The 21,779-nt window shown below is 44.9% G+C and carries 19 protein-coding genes; 8 read left to right on the top strand and 11 right to left on the bottom strand.

Features of this window, described 5'->3' with window-relative positions:
• Position 1: 1 nt before the first annotated feature.
• Positions 2-811, bottom strand: coding sequence for a DUF4116 domain-containing protein (locus tag HMPREF9429_RS01730; RefSeq protein ID WP_006941182.1), 810 nt, complete (start codon positions 809-811; stop codon positions 2-4).
• 331 nt (positions 812-1,142) lie between these two features.
• Between HMPREF9429_RS01730 and pyk the strand changes: the two genes are divergently transcribed.
• Complete coding sequence (gene pyk / locus HMPREF9429_RS01725; RefSeq protein WP_040773275.1) at positions 1,143-2,885, top strand: pyruvate kinase; 1,743 nt, start codon at positions 1,143-1,145, stop codon at positions 2,883-2,885.
• 52 nt (positions 2,886-2,937) lie between these two features.
• Here pyk and HMPREF9429_RS01720 read toward each other — a convergent pair whose 3' ends face one another.
• The 3 genes from HMPREF9429_RS01720 to HMPREF9429_RS01710 form a co-directional block, all read right to left on the bottom strand.
• On the bottom strand, positions 2,938-4,062 hold the full coding sequence (locus tag HMPREF9429_RS01720; protein WP_006941180.1) for a cation diffusion facilitator family transporter: 1,125 nt from the start codon (positions 4,060-4,062) through the stop codon (positions 2,938-2,940).
• Between the two features lie 191 nt (positions 4,063-4,253).
• Entirely contained in the window at positions 4,254-5,879 is a 1,626-nt protein-coding gene (gene hcp, locus HMPREF9429_RS01715; protein WP_006941179.1) for a hydroxylamine reductase, read from the bottom strand.
• Positions 5,880-5,911: 32 nt separating this feature from the next.
• Positions 5,912-6,247: a cupin domain-containing protein gene (locus HMPREF9429_RS01710; protein WP_006941178.1), complete on the bottom strand. Its 336-nt coding sequence runs from the start codon at positions 6,245-6,247 to the stop codon at positions 5,912-5,914.
• Between the two features lie 261 nt (positions 6,248-6,508).
• Between HMPREF9429_RS01710 and HMPREF9429_RS01705 the strand changes: the two genes are divergently transcribed.
• From HMPREF9429_RS01705 to HMPREF9429_RS01690, 4 genes are all read left to right on the top strand, one after another.
• The gene (locus HMPREF9429_RS01705) at positions 6,509-7,576 is read left to right on the top strand and encodes a L,D-transpeptidase (protein ID WP_006941177.1); all 1,068 of its coding nucleotides are present in this window, start codon (positions 6,509-6,511) and stop codon (positions 7,574-7,576) included.
• Positions 7,577-7,877: 301 nt separating this feature from the next.
• Positions 7,878-8,453: a peptidoglycan recognition protein family protein gene (locus HMPREF9429_RS01700; protein WP_006941176.1), complete on the top strand. Its 576-nt coding sequence runs from the start codon at positions 7,878-7,880 to the stop codon at positions 8,451-8,453.
• A 462-nt stretch (positions 8,454-8,915) separates the two neighbouring features.
• Positions 8,916-10,331, top strand: a complete 1,416-nt coding sequence (locus HMPREF9429_RS01695) for an amino acid permease (protein WP_006941174.1) — start codon at positions 8,916-8,918, stop codon at positions 10,329-10,331.
• Positions 10,332-10,403: 72 nt separating this feature from the next.
• A complete protein-coding gene (locus HMPREF9429_RS01690; protein ID WP_006941173.1) occupies positions 10,404-11,576 on the top strand; it encodes a pyridoxal phosphate-dependent aminotransferase in 1,173 nt (390 codons plus the stop codon).
• Between the two features lie 80 nt (positions 11,577-11,656).
• On the opposite strand, the gene HMPREF9429_RS01685 is transcribed toward HMPREF9429_RS01690, so the two are convergent.
• The 4 genes from HMPREF9429_RS01685 to HMPREF9429_RS01670 all read right to left on the bottom strand — a co-directional run bounded on the left by HMPREF9429_RS01685 (position 11,657) and on the right by HMPREF9429_RS01670 (position 14,288).
• Positions 11,657-12,691, bottom strand: coding sequence for a S66 peptidase family protein (locus HMPREF9429_RS01685; RefSeq protein WP_071585504.1), 1,035 nt, complete (start codon positions 12,689-12,691; stop codon positions 11,657-11,659).
• 140 nt (positions 12,692-12,831) lie between these two features.
• The gene (locus HMPREF9429_RS01680; RefSeq protein ID WP_006941171.1) at positions 12,832-13,419 is read right to left on the bottom strand and encodes a hemerythrin domain-containing protein; all 588 of its coding nucleotides are present in this window, start codon (positions 13,417-13,419) and stop codon (positions 12,832-12,834) included.
• A 21-nt stretch (positions 13,420-13,440) separates the two neighbouring features.
• Positions 13,441-14,028 carry a hypothetical protein gene (locus HMPREF9429_RS01675; protein WP_006941170.1) on the bottom strand — a complete coding sequence of 196 codons (588 nt, stop codon included), beginning with the start codon at positions 14,026-14,028 and terminating at the stop codon, positions 13,441-13,443.
• An 11-nt stretch (positions 14,029-14,039) separates the two neighbouring features.
• On the bottom strand, positions 14,040-14,288 hold the full coding sequence (locus tag HMPREF9429_RS01670; protein WP_050777754.1) for a DUF1858 domain-containing protein: 249 nt from the start codon (positions 14,286-14,288) through the stop codon (positions 14,040-14,042).
• A 353-nt stretch (positions 14,289-14,641) separates the two neighbouring features.
• Between HMPREF9429_RS01670 and HMPREF9429_RS01665 the strand changes: the two genes are divergently transcribed.
• Positions 14,642-16,123 carry an APC family permease gene (locus HMPREF9429_RS01665; RefSeq protein WP_006941168.1) on the top strand — a complete coding sequence of 494 codons (1,482 nt, stop codon included), beginning with the start codon at positions 14,642-14,644 and terminating at the stop codon, positions 16,121-16,123.
• A gap of 136 nt (positions 16,124-16,259) precedes the next feature.
• Here the strand turns inward: HMPREF9429_RS01665 and HMPREF9429_RS01660 are convergent, their stop codons facing one another.
• Positions 16,260-17,168, bottom strand: a complete 909-nt coding sequence (locus tag HMPREF9429_RS01660) for a selenium metabolism-associated LysR family transcriptional regulator (RefSeq protein ID WP_006941167.1) — start codon at positions 17,166-17,168, stop codon at positions 16,260-16,262.
• A 152-nt stretch (positions 17,169-17,320) separates the two neighbouring features.
• Between HMPREF9429_RS01660 and HMPREF9429_RS01655 the strand changes: the two genes are divergently transcribed.
• Positions 17,321-18,109 (top strand): acyl-CoA dehydratase activase, encoded by a 789-nt coding sequence (locus HMPREF9429_RS01655; protein WP_006941166.1) that lies wholly within the window; start codon positions 17,321-17,323, stop codon positions 18,107-18,109.
• Between the two features lie 94 nt (positions 18,110-18,203).
• On the top strand, positions 18,204-19,274 hold the full coding sequence (locus tag HMPREF9429_RS01650) for an iron-containing alcohol dehydrogenase family protein (protein WP_050777753.1): 1,071 nt from the start codon (positions 18,204-18,206) through the stop codon (positions 19,272-19,274).
• Between the two features lie 366 nt (positions 19,275-19,640).
• Here HMPREF9429_RS01650 and HMPREF9429_RS01645 read toward each other — a convergent pair whose 3' ends face one another.
• The gene (locus HMPREF9429_RS01645; protein WP_006941163.1) at positions 19,641-20,348 is read right to left on the bottom strand and encodes a DUF542 domain-containing protein; all 708 of its coding nucleotides are present in this window, start codon (positions 20,346-20,348) and stop codon (positions 19,641-19,643) included.
• A 153-nt stretch (positions 20,349-20,501) separates the two neighbouring features.
• Entirely contained in the window at positions 20,502-21,773 is a 1,272-nt protein-coding gene (locus HMPREF9429_RS01640) for a M20 metallopeptidase family protein (RefSeq protein ID WP_006941162.1), read from the bottom strand.
• Between the last annotated feature and the right edge of the window lie 6 nt (positions 21,774-21,779).

The raw sequence follows: 21,779 nt of genomic DNA, 5'->3' as shown, positions 1-21,779 counted from the left end.
GTTAGGTAAATTTTAATTTTTCATCAACTGTAATTCGCCGCGCTTTAGGACTGCCGTATTCATCAATCAGGGCAATGACGTCAATGGGCATGGTAGATACGGTACGACCGATACTGTGATTATTCAGTAAATCGCGAATATATTTTTCATCTACTTCTTCGCTGCCGATAACTTGGCGTAGAGCATCTTCTACAGCATCGACGGCAATGGCGAAATTGGGCGGCATATACTTTAAGATGAGGCTGTTAATCTTAAATAAGGAGATAAATTTTTCCGTTGTCAGATTTTTGATGAAGCGTAGAGCCTGTTCATCGTTTTTTACCGCCAAGGCTTCAGCAGAAAACACGGGATCATCAATATACCGTAAAGCGGCATAACTTTGAGCAGCTGCCGCTTCTTGAATTTCCTGTGACGGATTATCAATGTACTTAACGGCGTCAAAGTTTTTTTTCACGGCTTCCAGCTGCAAAGCCTCATCCGGGTCACGTACATATTTAATGGCCCACCCCGAATAGGAAAGGGCCGTTGTAATGAGTTCTCGTGACGGATTGTGAATGTATTCCAGATTGGCCCAGCTTTTGCAAATTGCCTTTTTTGCCAAGTCGGCAGGCGGGTCGGACAAAAACTGTATAGCTCGTGCTTCATTTTCAATAGCCGCTTCCGCTACGTTAAGCGGCGGGTTTTTGATGTACTGAAGAACCATGCCGTTACGGCGAACGGCTTCAAGCATAATGTCTTCAGACGGATTTTCAATGTGTTCCAGCGTGTAAGGGTTACGTTTTACCATTTCCAAGTATTTTGCTTGATCCATGTGAGGACCCCCGATTATTTATAAACTATACTGACTGTGTATGTATTTGTATTATAGCATGCATAGGGTGGAATAACTACGGGGAGAAGAGTCTTTGAGCGTTGCAATTCATAAACCTATGGGGTAGAATACCTGTAGGGACGCAAATACCGACCGGTGGGACGAAAAGCGACTCGCTACTATGCAATCTTGATTTCAGTCGACAGTTATATTTCTAATGTATAGAGTGTATAATTGACGAAGGCTCAACTATTGGACGAGCATATACGACAGATAAAGGTCATATAATTAGTGACAGGTATAGATGTATACTTGTAAAGGAGAAAATGGCATGATGAAGAAGACAAAGATTATCTGCACCTTGGGACCGAGTTCGGAAACACCGGAAAAACTCGAAGCTATGCTTAGGGCAGGTATGAATGTGGCACGGTTTAATTTTTCTCACGGCTCTCATGAAGAGCACGGTAAACGGATCGAAGCTGTTCGAGCCGCCGCACGGAAGGTAGGAAAACCCGTTGCTCTATTGCTGGATACAAAGGGGCCTGAAATTCGCTTGGGCCTGTTTAAAAAAGGATCTATTGAAATGAAAGCGGGGCAGGAATTTATTTTAACGGCCCGTGATGTGGAAGGAACCGATAAAATAGCTTCCGTATCGTATAAAGACTTGCCGCAGGAAGTGAAGGCCGGCGACCATATCCTTTTGTCTGACGGTCTTGTCAACTTGGAAGTACAATCCGTTGTAGGTGACGACATTGTAACGCAGGTTCTGAACAGCGGCAAAATGAGCGATCGTAAGAGGGTTGCCGTGCCGGGTATTCCCATTAAGTTACCGGCTTTATCGGAAACGGATATAAAGGACATTGAATTCGGTATTTCGCAAAATATGGATTGGATTGCCGCTTCGTTTATCCAAAGAGGCGGCGATGTCGTATCTATTCGTAAGGTTCTGGAAAAGCACGGCAGTTCTATGAAAATCATGTCGAAAGTAGAAAGTCGTACGGCTATTGACAATATTGACGATATTATTCGTATGAGTGACGGCGTCATGGTGGCTCGCGGCGACTTGGGGGTAGAGGTTCCGGCAGAAGAAGTTCCGGCTTTACAGAAGATGGTCATTCGTAAGTGCCAGCAGGCCGGGAAACCGGTCGTTACGGCAACGCAAATGCTGGAATCTATGATGAATAACCCTCGCCCGACCCGTGCCGAAACGAGTGATATTGCCAATGCCATTTTGGACGGCACGGACGGCATTATGCTCAGTGGCGAAACGGCAGGCGGCATGTATCCGGTAGAAGCGGTTGAAACGATGGCTCGTGTTGCCGTATATACGGAAAGTCAATTCGATCCCGTAACCCATCAGGATACGGGAAAAGATGTTCTATCGACGACAGAAGCCATCGGACGGGCGACGGTGCGCATTGCCGAGTCGTTGGGTGCGGCAGCGATTATCGCATCTACGGAAGGCGGCAATACAGCTCAGATGATATCCAAATATCGTCCCAAGAGTCCTATTATAGCCGTATCGCCTCATGAAAATATTGTACGCCGGTTACAGGTTAACTGGGGCGTACAAGCCATTATCGGAGAAGGCGGAGAAACGTCTGACGATGTTGTGGAAAATGCGGTATCAGCGGCATTGGAACACAATTTGATTAAGGGCGGAGATTTAGTCGTTTTGACAGCCGGTGTACCTGCTTCCACGTCGGGTACGACCAATATGATTCGTGTGCGCCTAGTTGCTGATGTACTACTGCGCGGCATCGGCTTGGGTAAGAGGTCGGCTGTAGGCAATATTTGCTTCGGTAACAGCCAGGCACAATTGGAACGGGATTTCATACCGGGATGCATCCTTGTCGTTAAAGGGTCGGGTCCGGAACTTATTCCTTACATTAAACGGGCCGGGGCTATTATTTCCGAAGAGGCGGGCCTTACAAGCGAATCGGCGATTACGGCCCTCAGTCTGGGCATTCCGGCAATCATCGGCGCCGATACGTCGGCCTTAACGAGCGGTGAACTGGTTACGGTCGATTGCGGTCGCGGTATGGTGCTTCGCGGGGAGGCAAACGCCAGATAATAAGCATAAATGAAAAAGGCTGCTGAAGATTTCTTCAGCAGCCTTTTTTTCGTTAATTACTGAAATTCGTGTCTAAGATTGCACATTGTTGATAATCGGGGATCCGTTCCGCCAAATCGGCTTTAATCGATTTAAGCGTACCTACCGGATCGGGCTCATCAAAGTCGAAGATAATGTCGTAATAAATCGTTTTTTCCTCTTCCTGAACATAGAAGGCATGGACTTGGACAACATGCGGATACAGGCTGAGTATTTTATCGAGCTCACTTTTTATTTCCATAGCTTTTGAATCGCCGGTATTTTCTGCGTAAATACCCGTCGTTAAGACGATGCCGAATTCATTGTATATGTCTATATCTATGTGTTTGCCCAAGGGATGGATTTCGGCGGCCGTCAATGTATCGGGAACGGAAATATGTACGGAACCGATAGTTTCTTCAGGGCCGTAGCTGTTTAAGACGAGATCGTATACACCGCCTACCTGGGGATATGAGGCGATTCTTTCTTTAATGCGCCGAACCAAGGTGGGGTCTGTACGCACGCCCAGCAGATGATTGTACATATCGTGGACGATACCTGCACCGGCCCTGATAATCATCAAACCGATAGCGGCACCGACGTAGCCCTGGATGTCGACGGAAAAGCAATAGACAAGCAAAGATGAAATTAAAGTCACAAAGGTCAGTATCGCATCATACAGGGAATCGATGCCGGCAGCGGACAGTGCGGAAGAACGCCATTGAGTTCCTTGGCGGCGGAAGTAAAGTCCCATGGTAATCTTCACCGCAATGGCGAAGATGATGATAATCAGGTCACGAACCAGAAAGGTAGACAAGCTGGGGTGTAAGATTCGTTCTACCGATTCTTTCAAGGCCAAAACACCGGCAGATAAAATAATAAAGGCAATTACCATGGTCGTAATATATTCGATACGTCCGTGGCCAAAGGGATGTTCTTTATCTGCGCGCTTGCCTGCCAGTTTCGTGCCTATTATAGTTAATACGGATGATAAAATATCTGTCAGATTGTTAACCGCGTCGAGAATGATAGCAATTGAATTGGCCGACAGGCCGATTATAATCTTGAGGGTCACGAGAACGGTGTTACCGCCGATTCCTTTTAAGCCGGCAAATGTAATGGCCCGATTCCGTTTTGCCGTTTCTTCTGAAAGTTGCATAAGACAAGCTCCTTCGTGTGTTACACCATACAACGATAGACATTTATTCAATTGATTTCATATAATATAACAGATTGCTTTCTCATTTACAAGAGGTTTTTGAGAATGATAAAGAGAACATTAAAGAAACGGCATGGCATACTTCAGAAAAGTATGCCATGCCGTTTATATTATATGATAGTTCGAACCGATTAGCCTAAGATGGCTTTTAAGTCGGCTTCGGGAGTACTCGTAGGATGAATATTGAAGTTTTCTACGAGATAGCTCAATACGTTGGGCGATACGAATGCGGGAAGCGTAGGTCCGAGGTAGAAGTTCTTAAGCCCCAAAGCCAAGAGGGTCAAGAGGATGCAGACAGCCTTCTGTTCGTACCAGGACAGTACGAGCGTTAACGGAAGTTCGTTTACGCCGCAACCGAAAGCTTCGGAAAGAGCGATTGCCACTTTGATAGCACTGTAAGCATCGTTACATTGTCCCATATCCATGATACGGGGTAAGCCGCCGATGGTACCGAGATCCAAGTCGTTGAAGCGGTATTTGCCGCAAGCCAAGGTGAGGATAACCGTATCGGCAGGTGTCTGTTTAACAAAGTCCGTATAGTAGTTACGTCCCGGACGAGCACCGTCGCAACCGCCGACGAGGAAGAAGTGCTTAATCGCACCGGCTTTGACTGCGTCGATAACCTTGTCGGCAACGCCGAGAACCGTACCGTGACCGAAGCCTGTCATAACGGTCTTACCGCCGTTGATACCGGTCATTTCGTGATCTTCTTTATAGCCGCCCAATTCGATTGCTTTTTCGATTACGGGAGTGAAGTCCTTGTTGTCGTCAATGTGAACGAGTTCCGGATAAGAAACGACTTCCGTTGTGAATACGCGATCCGCATAGGAGGGGCGAACGGGCATAAGGCAGTTCGTCGTGAAGAGGAAAGCTGCGGGAACGTCGGCAAATTCCTTTTGTTGATTTTGCCAAGCCGTACCGAAATTGCCCTTAAGATGTTTGTATTTTTTCAGTTCGGGATAGCCGTGAGCCGGCAACATTTCACCGTGTGTATAAATGTTGACGCCTTTGCCTTCCGTCTGCTTTAAGAGGAGTTCAAGGTCTTTCAAGTCGTGGCCCGTAACGACGATGAACGGTCCTTTTTCGATAGTCAGAGGAACTTCTGTAGGAACCGGCGTACCGTAAGTCGTCGTGTTGGCACGATCGAGCATTTCCATACACGTCAAGTTCACCGTGCCTGTTTCCAAAACGATGGGGAGGAGTTCTTCCATTTTCAAGTCTTCGCCTAAGGAACGAAGGCCTTTGAGGAAGAATGCATCGACGGAATCGTCATGCTGGCCGAGCATGAGTGCATGATAAGCATAAGCTGCCATACCGCGCATGCCGAAGAGAATGAGAGATTTCAAGGAACGAATATCTTCATCAGCGTCCCAAACTTTTTTCATTTCGAAGTTGGCTGCGGCACGGTCTGCGTCGCTGGACGAGCCGAAAAGCTTGCGAAGCTTGTCTAAAGCGCCTTCTTCATTGCTGAGTAAGGCTGCTTTTTCAGCATTGATCTTGTCAATCATAGTGTGCATGGTTTCTTCGTTGAAGTTAACGTTCGTAATGGTTGTGAAGAGACCTTCCAAAACGACACGATGCGTATAAGCTGTCGGAGCAGCCGTCTGACAGGCACGGGCCAAGCCGATTAAGGCGCCTGTTAATTCATCTTGTAAATTGGCAACGGCCGAAGACTTGCCGCAAACACCGGCACCGCCTGTACAGCCTTTGCCGCCTGCAGTTTGTTCACATTGAAAGCAAAACATTTTCTGATCCATAAGTTGTATCCTCCTGACCTAAATAAAAAATACTACTGCGGGAAGACCACAGTTAAAACCATTTTGAAGTCTTCTTCGGCATGAACGGAATGGGGCTTTTTAGCCGGCATAACGAGGGATTGCCCTTGCTTTAGGGTGTAGCTCTTGCCGTCGACGATAAAGCGACCGACCCCGTCAATAACTGTAACCAAGGCATCACCCGTCGAATCATGAGTGCCGATTTCTTCGCCTTTGGAAAAAGCGAAAACTGTCAGACTGACGGCATCGTTTTGTGCTAACGTGCGGCTGACAACCTGTCCGGGTATTGTTTGGACCGATTCTGCCAAAGATACGACTTCTTCATGAGGGATATTTTTGATATACGGCATAATAAACACCTTCTTGTTGTAATAGCTTGCCGAATAGGGCACTTCTTTCCTGTTACGGATATCAGTATATCGGCAATATTGAGAATCGTCCGTTACATTTACAACGAAAAGAAAATATTTTAGAGCAAGTTGCTTTATTTGAGGAGAAAGAAGATTTAATGAAGGTCATCATCAACCTATTGGTTTCGCAACCTTTTTTGAGTATACTATATAGTATATAAAGAAAGTAGATAATCTATATGTAGATATGGGAGTAAAGATATGGAGACAGTCAAAAAAGCAGCCGTCGTATTGGTGACTCTGTCAATGTTTACCGGTGTCGTTGCAGCTCGGGATGAAGTCATAAAAAATAACGATAAGCCTGTGGTTACGATACAAAAAACAGGTATGATAAGCGTTGAGAAGGGCACGGAAGCAGTGGGAGATCATAGTGATAGTAAGGCCGTATACGAACCGTCTGAAAAGAAGGATATGACGGACCGAATTTTGGTCAATACGGCCAGCCGTATCTTGACCTTATATCGCGGTAAGGAAAAGGCTGCCATGTATCCGGTGGGAGTCGGGAAGGCGAGCACGCCTACTCCGTCGGGATATTATAGAGTGGAAACAAAGGAAGTGAATCCTGAATGGATTGATCCGGAAGATACGGAAAATCGCATTGCTTCCGGACCGGGAAATCCCTTGGGGTATCGTTGGATAGGGTTTTCGGGAACATACGGTATTCACGGAACCAATAGCCCCGAGTCCGTAGGCGGGTACGTATCAAACGGTTGCGTCCGTATGCGTGAGCAAGACGTAGAGGATTTGTACAGCCGGATTCATGTGGGGACGGCAGTAGACATTATGTATGACCGTATTGTCATTAATGCGGATCCGGATCATACCGTATCTTATTACATTTATCCCGACGGATATTCAAGACAATACCTGACGGTCGGAGATGTAAAGAAAGCGCTGGCCGGGTACGGTGTTGATACCTTTGAAGATATAGAGCATATCCAGGCAAAAATTGCCGCCTCCGACGGGAGTCCTACGTATGTAGCCAAGGCCTATGACTTGGTTTTGGACGGAAAAAAGCTATCACGACGAGCCTTGGGTAAGGGCGGAGTCATTTATTTACCGGCACAGGTCTTGGCCGACGTCGTTGATTCACCTCTTGTATGGAACGGTAAGACCGGTACTTTATCGACAGAACGGGGACAGGCTCAAGGGGTTGTTCGCAGCGATGTTTTATACATAAGAGAAGCGGACTTGATGTACCTCTTTCCTCTAACAGGAAGTCTGGACTCGCATTTGGTATATCGTTTAAAAAATACGGCACGGAGTTAGCAAACAACTGCCTGAAAGAGCGGAGATGCCGAAATCGGCGCATCTGCTCTTTTCTTTTTGCCGTAAACGGGTAAAAGATACGAAATATATGATTATATGATAAGAGAATACATTAAGGAAAATCATTATCCGTTATCCTGTAGGTGGAAAAAAGTTATATACAACATCTTCCAAATGGCTTAACAATGGGATTTTTTAGCTTGCAGTATTAAAAAAAAAGAGTGTATAATAACCCCGGTGAAGGTTATATTTGAAACTTGGTTATAAAGTTACCGATACGAGAAGGGTTAATATATACAATATGAATAGAAGAGAGTTTTTGCGTCGCTCCGTGTTTTCAGCATTGGCTGTTGCCGTTACGGGCATACCGCTTTCCGTTCAAGGGGAGGGAAAATCTGCGAAGCTGACTGTTAAAGAGACACATTTTAAATTTTCCGAACCGCTCGTACGCCGTTCGCGAACGGATGCCATTGTGATTCACCATGTAGGCGGAACGGATCAGGAAATTCCGGCATCGAAAATTCATGAGTGGCACTTGGCCAATAAATGGGCCGGAATAGGCTATCATTATGTAATTCACAAAGACGGTACGGTTGAAAGGGGGCGTCCCATGAACTCTGTGGGAGCTCATTGCTATGACCATAACCATAATACGGTAGGTATTTGCTTTGTCGGTGATTATGAGCGGGCTGTGCCCACCGGGGCAGCCTTATCGTCGGGAGTTCTTCTGATGGCTTATATTTGTAAAACATACGGAATTAAGCCGGGACCGGAGACTATTTTGGGACATAAAGATTTAAATGATACTCTTTGCCCGGGTAAGAATATGTATGCCAAACTGGGAGCTTTCAGAAAGACGGTTGCTCGTTATTGTTAAGTTACTTTTAAATAGGTAGTCCCAAAAAATGAATAGACAAAAAGGCTGTTGAAGAATAATTCAACAGCCTTTTTTTGTACGAAAATACAAAATAAAATGAAAGTATATGATATAAAAAATGCAAGAAAAAATACGGACTCATGCGTTTTTTATTAACATAATTTATAAAACGAGTGATATTATACATAAAAATGCGAGAAAAAGAATAATAGTGAAAATGTACACTTATTAAAAGTAAAAGGTAATACCTGTATTTTCACTAAAGGTCGTATAAACATATAACGTAAAACCTATTATTTGCATAAAAATATAATGAATTCATAATACAGTAAATTGGACTGATTTATTTATTTTCAGTATAATTAATATATAAAACGGTAATAGTCTAAATGTATTCATTTTATAACGACCCGCCTGTTACCGGTAGCATTTAATCAAAATGTGAAAAGGAGTTGAAGCAAGATGAGTGAAGAGAAAACGCAAGTCATTCACGAGGATTTGAATCGCAGTCTCCAGGAACGCCACATTCAGCTTATTGCACTGGGCGGGGCTATCGGGGTAGGGCTGTTTCTCGGATCCGCATCGGCTATTGAGAAAGCCGGCCCCGGTGTCGTCCTGGCATATATTATTGCCGGCATTGCCATTTTCTTTGTTATGAGAGCCTTGGGTGAATTAACGGTAGAATATCCCGTATCGGGATCTTTCAGTGCCCATGCGTATCAGGTTTTAAGCCCTTTGGCGGGATACGTTTCAGGCTGGAATTATTGGTATGTATGGGTCGTTACCTGCATGGCCGAAATTACGGCTGTCGGTGTTTATGTTCATCTTTGGTTACCCGATTTGCCGCAATGGATTTCGTGTCTGGTTGCCTTAGGACTAATGACGTGTGCTAATCTGTTTTCCGTTAAGGCTTACGGTGAATTCGAATTCTGGTTTGCCTTAATCAAGGTTGTCACTATTATTTTCCTCATCTTTACAGGCGTGGGTATGATTGTTTTCGGTCTCGGTAACGACGGTATTCCTGTAGGTATTTCGAACCTTACTGAACATGGAGGTTTCTTACCCCACGGTATCGGCGGCGTATTCGACACGATGCTGATGGTTCTTTTTGCCTATGTGGGTATTGAAATTATCGGAGTTACAGCCGGCGAAGCGGCAGACCCTGAGAAGAATTTGTCGGCGGCTATCGACAAGGTTCTTTATCGAATTCTTTTGTTCTATGTACTGGCTTTATTGATTATTATGTCCATCTATCCGTGGGATCAGTTGGGACATCAAGGCAGTCCCTTCGTTATGGTTTTTGAAAAGCTGGGTATTACCGCAGCAGGGCATGTTATTAACTTTGTTGTTATTACGGCGGCCTTGTCGTCATGCAATTCCGGTATTTACAGTACGGGGCGTATGTTATATAACCTGTCGTTACAAGGAAAGGCTCCGAAAATGTTCTCAGCAGTCAGCTCGAACAAGGTACCTTATAAGGCCTTGGGAGTATCCGTCGTATTTATGCTTATCGGAGTAGTTCTCAATTACTTCCTGCCGGCGACGGTATTTGAAATTATCACGTCCGTCAGTGCCTTTGCCTGCATGGTTACGTGGATTATGATCATTTGCTGCCAGCTGAGTTTTCGCAAAAAACTCGGCCCTGAAGGCTATAAGACAGTCCGTTATAAAATGCCGTTTGCACCGTACTCTAACTACTTTACATTGGCATTTTTCGCCATTGTCCTGATTTCGGCACTCTTCCAGCCGAATACGCGCATCGGTATTATTTCTACGGTTATTTGGCTCGTAATCCTGGTTGCTATGTACTATATTGTAGGCTTTAACAAACAAGAAGAAAAAATTGAATTCGAACGGTATGAAGGTGACGGTAAATAAGATTCGCAGAGGAAACTGTGAAAATCGCAGTTGCTGTTAAATATACTTATTAGATTAAATGAGGTGGTCATAATGAATTGGGATAACTATGTATCTGCTAATGTACGAGCCATTAAACCGTCGGGTATTCGCAAATTCTTTGATATTGCCAATCAGATTCAGGGGGTTTTGTCCTTGAGTATCGGCGAACCTGATTTTGCAGCTCCCGATAAGGTTCGGCAGGCCATGATTGACAGCCTTAACAATAAAGAAACGGGATACACGGGTAACTCGGGCCTTCCCGAATTACGTGAAGCCATTTCCGATTATTTTGACAAACATTATGGGGTTAAATACGATCCTGCCGGTGAAATCATCGTTACCGTCGGCGTATCGGAAGGCTTGGCCATGGCCTTGCAGGCTATTGTCGACCATGGAGATGAAGTGCTCATTCCCGATCCGGCATATGTAGCCTATCCGGCCGCTGTACAATTAGCCGGCGGTATTCCCGTTATGGTTCCGACCTATCCGGAACATGATTTCAAACTGTCTGTAGAAGCCTTGGAAAAGGTAGTAACGCCGAAGACGAAGGCTATGGTTATCGGCTATCCGAACAACCCGACGGGTACTGTTATGACGGCGGAAGAATTGATGCCCATTGCCGAATTTGCTAAAAAGCACGACTTGGTCGTTTTAGCCGATGAAATTTATTGTGAACTCGTATACGGTGATACGAAATTTACGACCTTTGCCAAGTTACCCGATATGAGAGAACGGACCATTGTTTTTAACGGCTTCTCTAAAGCGTGGGCTATGACGGGCATGCGTCTCGGTTATGTTTGCGCACCTAAAGGCGCTATCGACCCGATTCTCAAGTTGCACCAGTATGCAATTATGAGTGCCAATACGCAGGCTCAACGAGGCGGTATTACGGCATTGAAAGAATGCGATGAAGAAGTTCAGGAAATGAAGGCTTCTTATGATGAACGTCGTAAAGTTATTTACAATGGCTTGAAAGATATCGGCTTGCCTGTGTTTGAGCCGAAGGGTGCCTTTTATATCTTCCCGGATATTCGTTGCACCGGTATGACTTCAGCCGAATTTTGCGAAAAACTGGTCCAAGAGGAAAAGGTTGCCGTTGTTCCCGGCTCGGCTTTCGGTGACAGCGGTGAAGGCTTTATCCGTATTTCCTATGCGTCAAGTATGGAAACCATTAAGGAATGCTTAGTACGTATGGGTCGGTTTGTACAAAAATATAAAAAATAAGCTGATATGAAAAAAGCGGACCGTTCGAAAGAACGGTTCGCTTTTTTCCGTGCTGTTGATAAGGAAAAGGGAGATACCGACTAGATCTTTTTAGTTTCGCGGGACTGAAAAAGCGGGGAGGTAAAACTTAGGGATGTAGCGGTATTCGTAACCTGTAGGCACACAGAAGTGCCGACGGGCAGACTCATATTATTCATATCATGCCCGACCGGTAAGCCGCAAGCTGTCGGTTTTTTTGCGAGGTCGGCATAATGTTGTAAGATTTCCTGCGTTGTAAAGTCACCTTCGTCGTAGGAGCAATTTGTGAAGTATCCGAAAATGATGCCATTCACATCTCTTAATAAGCCACTCTGCCAGAGCTGATTCAACATGCGATCGATTTTATAAGACGGCTCATTGATATCTTCCAAGAAGAGGATTGCATCCTTTCCCTGTAAGGCATAGGGAGTTCCGACTAAAGAGGCAATGATGGACAGGTTTCCCCCTATGAGACGGCCCTCGGCTGTACCGGAGATGAGAGGTATAAGACGGGTGTGAGGGGGAAAATCGGGGTGGGGAGAGAGCTTCTTTTCCCGGAGAAGGCGAAGTAAGGATTGCCATGAATAGGAAGACACGGGCTTGGATGCCAGAGTAACACCTAAAGGACCGTGTACGGAAGCCAAGTGACTCTTTTCGTATAGGGCGATTTGAAGTGCCGTAATGTCGCTAAAGCCGATGAGTGGTTTGGCATGGGTAGCTATCATCGGATAGTCGAGTTTGTCCAAAAGGCGACCGGAACCGTACCCGCCGTCAAGGCAAAGAATTGCATTGACGGACGGGTCGGCAAAGAGGGCATTTAAATCGGCGGCTCGTTCCGCATCACTTCCGGACAGGTAGCCGAAACGCTTGTATGCCGATGAGGCGATTTTAGTATGAAAACCCAAAGATTCCAGCTTTTTCACCGTAGGAGCTATGCTTTCCGGTGACGGGGAAGCCGGGGCTATAAGTGCAATTGTATTTCCCGGAGACAGGGAAATACCGGCCGTATAACCGGGAGAGGCAGTTGCGTCGGGAGCAGAAAATAAAAGAAAGAAAAGGGAAAGGCAGAGGCAGAGTGTTTTATATGAAGGGGCCATAAAAGAATCTCCTTTTAGAAGAGGCATAAGTGATAGTGATTTTGCAATAAACAGCACATGTATATAAAAGATTGTACAGTATGATTGAGAATAATAAAATGACCGTACCGATAATTATCGGTACGGTCATTTGTATATAGTTACTCGGCAGGTGCTGAAACATAGCTGAGGGGATTGTATTTTGCTTCCAATCTGGTAAGCATGGTTAGGTATTTTTCGTTTATTCCGTTCTTTTCGTTTTCGTCAAATAAACGTCTTACTTCGGCGTTTATTTTTTCCTTTATTTCATCGGACAATTCACGATCGGAGAAAGGATAGACGACGTTATTTTCTTTTTCAATATGTACTTGCAGACGATTGGCATAGGCCATTGCTTCTGTAAGTATATCGAGTTTATATTCCGTACGGCCCGTTTCGCCGTAAAGCTTCAAGGCTTCGTCGAGGCTGCGGATGTGGCTGCGCAACAAATCATGTTCCACAAGCATGCCGTGAGTGACAATCGTGTCGGCCAAGGGACCCATGTGTTCGACCATTTCGGGGAAAAGCGTATGTTCTTCCTTTTGGTGGTGATGAACGTCGGCATAATTACGGACAAAGTCGATAATATCCGTGAAATCTTTCGTATCAACGGCGGCTCCGTCCAAGATGGAACAGCACATATTCTTAATAACGCGAAGCATGCGGGAAATATTGGCATGTTCTTCGACCATTATATCGGTGGCGTACATCGGGGTACTCCTTTCTAATCTTTATTTTATGATTTCGTAGCGGTTCGTATCCGTCTGTTTGAAGGTAAGGCCCGAATCGGCGAGAATGCCTTTAATCAATTCGGCCCGAAGGTCATAGTAATAAGCACCTTGTCCGTTCCAGAACGAGCTGTGTAAATCCTGCGTTTCTTCCCAGACGACTTTATCGGGATTGCTTTCCGTTACCTTCATGACCTGATCACAGGGCATACCGTTTAACAAGGTATTATCTAATTGATGAAAAGCTTCAGGAGCGTTAGTAGGAACTTCCGTCCGTTTCGCTTTGCCTGTCTGAAAGGCTACATCCTTTAATATCTGCAGACGATTTTCGTTACCGTCTAAAAGTGTTGTAACCAAAGCGGCATAGCGACCTTCGCCGTCATGAATACGGCCTTGTAACCAACCGTGAATGTTTGATTCATCAATAGCGTCTTGAAGTTCACGGCGATCTGTAGATATGAATTTTTGTGTATCTTCTTCAGTAATCCAGCCTTCCGATACGGCACGAGCACAAAGCGCATCGATGAGATCTTCCTGGAAGCGGATTTTATTGTATAACCAAAAATGAATAGGACCTAAAAATGCACTCATAATATGGCCTCCTATTGTTTTTCAGTCTGAATAGCCAGGTTTACGGCCGTTACGATTTTTTCCGGATCAAGTCCGTGTACCATGCAGGCATTGGCTAAACTTTCCTGTTGAGACGAAGGGCAACCGAGGCAATGCATGCCGTGAGACAATAAGGTGTCTACCACTTCGGGGTGGAGGCGAACAATGTCGCCGACGAGCATATCCTGAGTCACTGTGTTGCTGTTCATATCTTCAAATTTTTTCAAAATTTTCTTTAACATGAGTAAATCCTCCTTAACGTGTGTGGCCACTATCGGGACCGGTTTGATTGACCTCAGTATAACGAAATGAAAAGAGAAGTGCGGTTGTAAAAACAACATGGATAAAAATTTTTTGCATGCTCTTTGCTATAGAAGTACCTATACCCTATCATAGGGGAACGCCTGCTGCAACCGAAGGACTTATAAAAAAGAATGAATAACCAAAAGGCATTATACATAATTCTATTATGATAAAAATGTATACAAATGCAGGGCAAAAAGGTAAAATATAAGAAAACTTAACTTATATGTAAGACGTGTCCTTATAAGTTCACAAAGGCACGAACTGAGAAAATGGATAGGAGCGTACGTGTATGTCTGAAAAGAAAACAGAGTTTAACAAGGTACTCAATATATGGGATATCCTGGTTCTTGCGTTCGGCGCTATGATTGGTTGGGCCTGGGTTGTTTCTACGGGAGATTGGATTATGCAAGGCGGGGTTGCAGGAGCCATGTTGGGCTTCGTTCTCGGTGGGGTCATGATTTTCTTTGTCGGTCTGGCTTATGCGGAATTGACGACGGCCATGCCGCAAAACGGAGGTGAGCATGTATTCAGTTATCGAGCCCTCGGTAAAATGGGCTCCTTTATCTGTACGTGGGCTATCATTTTCGGGTATACGGGCGTTGTCTGTTTCGAAGCCTGTGCATTGCCGACAATTTTCGCCTATTTGTATCCCGGATTTTTACAGTACTATTTATATACTGTCGGCGGTTTTGATATATATGCAACCTGGTTAGCCTTGGCCTTTTTCCTTGTCGTCTTTATTACATATATTAATATTATCGGAGCGAAGACGGCCGCGATCTTGCAGACTGTCTTAACCTTGGTCATCGGCGGGGTCGGCATTGTTCTCATTGCCGCGTCGGGCTTTACGGGTAGTGAAGCGAACCTGCAGGGACAGCTGTTCATGGGTGCTTCGACACAAGAGATGATAAAAAACACTTTGGCTGTAGCCGTTATGACACCTTTTTTCTTTATCGGGTTTAATGTTATTCCCCAGGCGGCTGAAGAAATTTCGGCACCGCTTAAGCACATTGGCCGTATTCTTGTGTTATCCATTGTATTGGCCGTGGCCTTTTATTCTCTCGTTATCGGGGCTGTCGGCTTTTTAATGAATAATGCCATGATCGGAGATGCGATGAATCAAGTCGGAGGCTTGGTAACAGCCGATGCTATGGCCATTGCTTTCAATAGCGATGCCATGGCCAAGGTTTTGATTATCGGCGGTTTGTGCGGCATTATTACGAGCTGGAATTCCTTTCTTATCGGCGGTAGCCGAGCCTTGTATTCCATGGCTTGCGCTCACATGATTCCGCCTTGTTTCGCTAAACTGCATCCTAAATACAAGACTCCTGTAAACGCTTTGATTTTATTAGGCATTATAACGACCATTGCCGTATTTTTCGGCAAAAAAATGCTCTTGTGGGTAGTCGATGCGGGCAACTTCGGTTGTGTCCTCGCCTATTTTATGGTATCCGTGTCATTTCTGGTTTTGCGTGTCAAGGAACCGGATATGGAAAGACCGTACAAGGTAGGCCCTTATCGTTTTGTGGGAATTATGGCGGTACTCATGTCGGGATTTATGCTTGTCATGTACGTAGTTCCTTCGTCGGGCTCGGCCTTGTATCCGCAAGAATGGGCTATGGTATTGGGATGGACTTTGTTAGGCCTTATTTTCGGAGTATATTGTAAACTCCGATACAAGGAAAAATTTGCCGCGCAGGAATACTTCATCCGCACGGAAGCCATTGAAGAAGTAGTCGAAGCCGTTGAGAAAGAGTCTACAATACAGTGACTTTCCACACCCGAATACGGGATGCATAAGGGCTAAATAAAAAGAAGAAGACAGTCTGCCGAAATAGTATAAAAGAAGTAAAAAACGAGCGAATAGATTCCTCTATTCGCTCGTTTACTTTTCAGTATAAAGTAGACTAATCGTCTTTTTGCTGCCAACTGAAAGACTTGACGTAGTTAATGAATTGTTTAACATGGCTCGACTGAGTATCGTGCTTATGATACACCATATACAATTGGCGTAATGCCGTGTCCTTCGGCAACTCGAATTTGAGTAGGGTTCCGTCGGCAACAGCTTGCACTACAGCCGGTTCGGAGATAACGGAAACTCCGACTTGGTTAATTACCAGGTTTTTCAGACCTTCCGGTTCGTTTAAATGTGCTGTTACGTGGAGTTTATCCGGGGTTAAGTGTAATTTTTCGAAGATTCTGTCCACATGGGCCTTACTGCCGCTACCCTTATCGCGCAGAATGAGAGGATACTTCATCAAAATGTGAAGGGCCGCATTTTTGGTCCCGACTAATTGACGAAAAGTCGGGGTATTAGGCGTAATGACGACCATTTTGTCAATGGCGACAGGGACGAATTCCAGGGAGTCGTCATCGACTTTCATGCCTGTGAAACCTACTTGAATATGACCCTTTAAAAGCGAATTAAGAACCTTTGAGCTGACATCCTGGTTAATAGTAAAAGGAATATCGGGGAAGAGCTTACGAAATCCTTTCAGCACTTGGGGAAGTAAGTAGATAGAGGGGATGGTTGAAGAACTGATGATAATTTCATTAGAATCTTCGTGATGCCATTTTGTCAGTAAGTCGTCGCGCATTTTCAACATGGCCGTAGCCGTGTTGTAGAGTTCACGACCGCGAGGGGTAATGCGGATCTGTTTGGTTGTACGTATAATCAGAGGAGTATCAAGATGTTTCTCCAAGGCACGAATATGCGTGCTGATAGACGGTTGCGACATGTAAAGAACCTGTGCCGCCTTGGTAAAGCTGCCGTATTTAATGACAGCCACAAACGATTCGAGTTGCTTTAGTTCCATATAGAAAGTCCTTTGTCCTATGCAAGTATAACTATTGTGGATAATTTTTTGCCTTTTTTATTTATATATAATATCATAGATTCTATAAAAAAAGCCAATATATAATATAGAGGCGGAAAGACTGTAGTATACTAAATGAAGGAGATATTTTTATGATATATGTAGGAATCGATATAGGTTCAACGTGTGCAAAAACGGCTGTAATGAATGAGAATAAGGAGATTAAGGATACCTTTGTCATTCCCACCGGATGGAGCAGTCTGGAAGCCGTTGAAAGAATTAATGAGACTTTGTCGTCTCGCGGTGTAAATCCGAATGAAGCAATCTGTATTTCCACCGGTTACGGGCGCAAAGCCGTAGAGGGTGCAAAAAAGCAGGTGACGGAAATTACCTGTCATGCCAAAGGTGCCAGCCTGTTATTTCCCGAGAAAGTCTTTAATGTCGTCGATATAGGCGGGCAGGATACAAAGGTTATCAGTGTCAGGAACGGTAAGGTAACGGAGTTTTATATGAATGATAAGTGCTCGGCCGGAACCGGCAAATTTTTGGAAATCATGGCCAATCGCTTGGGTGTATCTTTGGCGGAACTTGATCAAATTGCCAGGGAACGTACGGAAAAGCTTCAAATCAGTGCCATGTGCACGGTTTTTGCCGAGTCGGAGATCGTTTCTTTAATCGGTCAAGGAACGTCAAAGGCGAATATCGCCTGGGGAGTGTTGCAGTCCGTCGTAAAAAAGGTCCGTCAGGAATATGCCAAGCTGTCGGAACAAGAAGGACCTATCTTTTTAACCGGGGGCTTGTGTGAAGACGTATATTTTCTGGAACTTTTGAGCGAATCTTTCGGCAGAACCGTTCATTCCGATGCCAAGGCCCGCTATGCAGGGGCTATCGGAGCGGCCGCACTAGCGGTAGAGCAGGATTTAAAGAATCGTGCAGAGTAGAAATTTCAGTAAAACATTGTTATAATAATCACGTATTGTAAATGAAGCTCTGAGAAAATAATGCAGAGCTGTAAGCATTATGGGGGGAAATAAAATGGAAGAAGCATATAAGTTCGGGTGCGGCCGCTACATACAGGAAGCGGGTGCTTTGTTGCGCGTCGGAGAAGAAGCAAAGCGGTTCGGTAAGAAAGCGCTGATTCTTGCAGGGCCGACGGCATGGAAGGTTAGCGAAGAAAAGATTGTTCGCGGCATGAAGGACGCCGGAGTTAACCATGTATTGCATATTTACGGAGGGTATCCCAGTAAACGTCAAATTGATGAAAATGCGACCCAATTTAAGTCCGAAGGTTGTGATCTGATCATCGGTGTCGGCGGCGGACGTATGATGGACTTGGCAAAGGCATCGGCAGACGCTTGCGCATGTCCTGTCATCAATGTGCCGACGATTGCGGCTACATGTGCCGCATATGCACCGCTCAGCGTAATTTATACGGATGAAGGCCGTGATCCGGAATATTGGTGGTTTGAAAAAGAAGTGGATGCTATTGTTGTCGATGAAACGATCATGGCTCATCAGCCGGCACGTTATCTGGCAGCCGGCTCGTTAGATGCCATTGCCAAGTTTGTGGAAGTGCATCATAATCGGGGGGCGTTTACACCTACGAGTGTCCCCGTTGATGTATATGCGGCTTATCACAGTGCGGCTACAACGTATGAACTGTTGAATTTGTTTACGGAACAGGCTTGTGCCGATGTGGCTGAAGGCAAGTTGACAGAGGCCGTTCATACCGTCGTTTTCTGTAATATCGCTTTGACGGGAATTATCAGCAGTATGACGAGAGGTCGCGGACAGGCAGCCTTGGGTCATTCATTTTATAACGGACTAAAGACCTGCTTCTTTGACGAAACGCACGGGTATAAGCACGGTGAATTGGTCGGTACAGGCCTTTTGGTTCAAACGGCTTTTGATAAAAATGATGAATTACGCAGTGCTGTTATGAGTCTTCTGAAAAAATCGAAGTTGCCCGTAACCTTTGCCGAATTAGGCATTACCGATAAGGAAAAAGGGGTTCGTAAACTGGCCGATTATATGGAAAACTATGATGGCATTAAGGATATTCCTGAAGGGAAAAAACGCTTGATTGGCGCCTTGGAAACTCTATAAATATAAAATAGAAAGAGTCGCCTCGAAGAGAGGCGGCTCTTTTTAATATGGGAAAATACAGTATTGCGGAAAAAGGTATATATAAATACATACCGTCATGTTATAATTAAGAAAATAATAAATCGATAAGGAATTGTAATAAATAGTCGATATACATAAAAAATAATTATAAAAGACCGGTTTAAAATTCTGTTTTCCCATGTGTACATAAATTTTACGGACTTATTCGGCGTTAAAGGGAAAATGGAAAAACACGGTAAGAGTTCATTAATATAGAAAAAAGCAATGAAATTGCCAATGTATTTCATATTATCGGAAAGACACGGCAAAAGATATAATAAAAACAGTCATTATGATGTGTAGTGACTATTCTTCAAAACGCGGGAAGAGGACACTGTTTTCTTTGGCAATATGTAAGAAAATGTCGTCAATCAGTTCGTGCATTTTAGCATATGTAGCCTTAAAGGTAGGACAAGCGTATTCAGGCGGCGTGAAGTCATCGGTTAAGGCCATAATGGAATGGATGATTTCGCCGGCACCTTCGTGTTCGGAAACCAATTCATGAACCCGTTTTGAAAGATGCTTCCTTTCTTTCGGCGATTTTGTTTCGGCTTGCAACATGAGGGGGAAAACTTCGCATTCTTCTTCGGCGAAATGTTCTTCCAGCTCTGCCCGTAATAAGGAGAACTGCCGGTGCAGCTGTAGGAGCAGATCTTTGCCGTGTTCATAGTGAACCGTCATAATTTTATTGAGCATAGGCGTAATTTCTTCCCAAAGCTGACGTTCGGGAATATGGTGCGTATCGATGATCAGGCGAATAAGGTCCTCCGTACTCATGTCGGCGACACTTTCAGTTTTATCCGGACGATTCCGATAGGCCTCGTAAGCATCCTGTAATTCTTTTAAAAAGTCGACGGATAAGCGGTGTTCCTTAACGGCTTCGCCGATAGTAATGTTACCGTGACAGCAATAGTCGATATGTAAATCATTGAGACGCCGCGTAATATCAGGGAAGAAGGTGACCAGTGTTCCCAGCGTCGTGTCGTTTGTGATGGTAATGCCTTTGTTTTCCATATATAACACTTCCTTTGGAAGAAAATTAAAATTTATTTATCTTTCATTATCAGTATATCCGGAAAGATGAATGGTGTATGTAGGAATTACAACAAAAACAGCGAGTACTCTATATGAGAACTCGCTGTTTCGGGTTGTAGTTGTAAGAAAATATTATTCACCCAGATGCTTTGCATCGAGTAAGGCTAAGACAGTATCCAAGTTTTCGGCTTTAAAAGAAGGCGTAGCCGGTTTTTCTTCAAGGCCTGTTAAGATGTAGGCAAGAGCGGCGCCGACGCCGGCTTCCAACCCGTCTTCATCCAAGTCGAATTCCGGTGTATGATGGGGAGCCCCGCTACCGACTTTGTCGCTTTGAATGCCCGTGAAAAAGAGGACGGAAGGATAGATGTTTTGTAGGGCTGCAAAAGTTTCGGAAGCCATCCACATAGGGCAGTCCGCATCGAGGGCGTCTTCGCCCAATTGTGTAACCACGGCACGTCGAGCCATGTCAACCAATTCTTTGTTATTAAAAGTAACGGGAATGTATTGATCTTCCGTGAACTCTGCCGTGCAACCGTATTCTTCCGCTATACGGGTACAGGTACGCAAGAAAAAGCTGCGAAAAGCTTTGCCGTTTTCATTATCCGTACAACGCATAGTACCGGCAAAAGATAATTCAGAAGGAATAATATTTGCTTTAGAGCCGGCATTAACACAGCCGACAGAATAAGTCAGGCTCTGTTCGGGGGCGACGGCGCGCATACGATAGGCACGCAATTCGTTTTGAATAGAAATGAAAGCTTCTATCGGACTGTTGGCCATGTCGGGGCGAGAGCCGTGTCCACCGTAGCCGTGTAAGGTAACGTTGAAGAAGAAGGCACCGGCCATAGCCGTATCGTAAACAATGCCGACTTTGCCGGCAGGAAGTCGCCACATAACATGTGTGGTATAGCCCATATCGACGTGAATATTATGATCATGAAGATAGCGAAGAATTTGAGAAACCCCGCGTTCCCCGATTTCTTCAGCCTGTTCAAAGACAAAGAGAACTTTTCCGGTCCAAGCATCTTTGTGATCCGATAAAATTTTAGCTTCCGTCAGAGCCATAGCCATGTGGCCGTCGTGGCCGCAGGCGTGCATGACACCGTCGGTTTTGGATAAAACCACCTTTTTGGAAGATAAATTATTTTCTTTTTCCTGAATGGCTAAAGCGTCGATATCGGCGCGAACAAGAGCCGTCCAACCGGGCTTGCCGCTGTCTACAGTAGCAATAATGCCGCCTTGAGGAACGCGAACGGTAGGAATATTCCACTCGTGCAACCGGGCTTCAATATAGTCCATCGTGGCGAATTCATTATGTGAAAGTTCGGGATATTCATGAAAATGGCGCCGTAAAGAAACGATTAAATCCCGTTCCTTATGAGCGAGCTCTTTAATAGGAATCATAGTGGA

The organism is Megasphaera micronuciformis F0359, assembly GCF_000165735.1.
Classification (GTDB): Bacteria; Bacillota; Negativicutes; order Veillonellales; family Megasphaeraceae; genus Megasphaera; species Megasphaera micronuciformis.
This window is presented reverse-complemented; position numbering and strand designations above follow the sequence as displayed.